General features: G+C 46.4%; 1 pseudogene. It reads left to right on the top strand.

Features of this window, described 5'->3' with window-relative positions:
• Positions 1 to 18: 18 nt before the first annotated feature.
• A pseudogene (locus RRF55_RS28010) lies at positions 19 to 235 on the top strand (transmembrane anchor protein); the annotation flags it as partial.

Below are 235 nucleotides of genomic sequence, written 5' to 3' on the forward strand. Positions count from 1 at the left end.
ACCGAAGTTAAGTTGGCTATGCCCAAAGATGCAAGTGTAACCTTTGATTGGAAATCATCAGGTGGTGGTCTGAACTATGACACGCATGGTGATCCTGTAAATGCACCAAAAGATTTCTATCATGGATACGGTAAAGGTAAAAATGAAACTGAGCAATCTGGCACATTGACCGCTGCATTTGACGGAAAGCATGGCTGGTTCTGGCGCAACCGTGGCACGAAGAGCGTCACGATCC

The sequence above is a fragment of the Klebsiella sp. K47 genome (assembly GCF_051858335.1).
Lineage (GTDB): Bacteria > Pseudomonadota > Gammaproteobacteria > Enterobacterales > Enterobacteriaceae > Klebsiella > Klebsiella pneumoniae.